Genomic DNA, 1,107 nt, shown 5'->3' with positions numbered 1-1,107 from the left:
GCGTAAGTCCAAGTTTCTCCAATATTCAGAATTTCAACAGGGAAATTATCTCCAGTTGGACCTGTGAGATTTCCAAGCAGGGGATCAGTAACAGTTACGTTTGTCAAAAAAACGTTTCCTTTATTGTTCACGTTAATCTGGTAGCTGATTACATCTCCGGCTTTTGTAACATTTCTGTCTGGTCCTTTGCCAGAAACATCAATAACAGTTTTGTCAATGGTGTAAGTCAGTTCCCTTTTTATAGGCACTTCAGCACTAGCAGTTTTCGGACCCAACTTTTCTGCTTGTATTTGTCCTGCAACATCTGTAATAGTTTTTTCAATAGTGTAAGCCGGTGCAATTGCATACAAACTAACAGTTACTGTATTATTGATGAAGCCATCCCCATCACCATTACTGTTTATGTCATCCTGAGTTGTTGTGTAAGTTCCGGTATAAATCCAGAATTCCCCTACTTCCAGAATTTCATCAGTGTTCAGAGACTCGACTGGTCCTGTGAGATTTCCAATCAGGTCATCAGTAACACTTACATTAATAAGATCAACGTTTCCAGCATTTGTCACATTAATCTGATAGCTTACGACATCTCCTGCTGTTGTGACCTTTTCTAGAGGCCCTTTGCCAGCAACATCAGTAACGATTTTGTCAATTACGTAATCAGGGGTTCTTTCCATAGGCACTTCAACAGTATCGGACTTCGGTTCAAGTTGATCACAGTCAACTGTTGCTGTGTTGTTGATGAACCCGTCTCCTCCACCATTAATATCTATGTCAGCCTGAGTAACAGTATAATTTCCGATGTAAGTCCAGATTTCTCCGACTTCTAGAACTCTATCAGCATTCAGAGACTCCACTGGACCTGTAAGGTTGATTAGAGTGTCAGTAATGCTGATATTTGTCAAATTAGAGTTTCCGTCATTGCTAACGTTAATCTGGTAGCTGATTACATCTCCGGCTTTTGTAACATTTCTGTCTGGTCCTTTGCCAGAAACATCTGTAACAGTTTTGTCGATTAGCAGAGCAGGGTTCTGGACTGCTGTTACAGTTTCATTATCCGTGTTAGACGTGGTTGTATTGTTTCCGAAAGTGCCTGTTGCATACGCAGCA

The 1,107-nt window shown here is 40.7% G+C and carries 1 protein-coding gene; it reads right to left on the bottom strand.

What is annotated here, in order from left to right; translation table 11 throughout:
- Positions 1-1,107, bottom strand: a 1,107-nt coding sequence (locus RG963_RS16480; RefSeq protein ID WP_449566839.1) for a DUF7507 domain-containing protein, incomplete at both ends; no start/stop codon positions are given.

The organism is Methanosarcina baikalica (assembly GCF_031461075.1).
In the GTDB taxonomy this organism is placed as follows: domain Archaea; phylum Halobacteriota; class Methanosarcinia; order Methanosarcinales; family Methanosarcinaceae; genus Methanosarcina; species Methanosarcina baikalica.
Note: the sequence above shows the minus strand (reverse complement) of the source record. Positions and strands in the feature narration are given on the sequence as shown.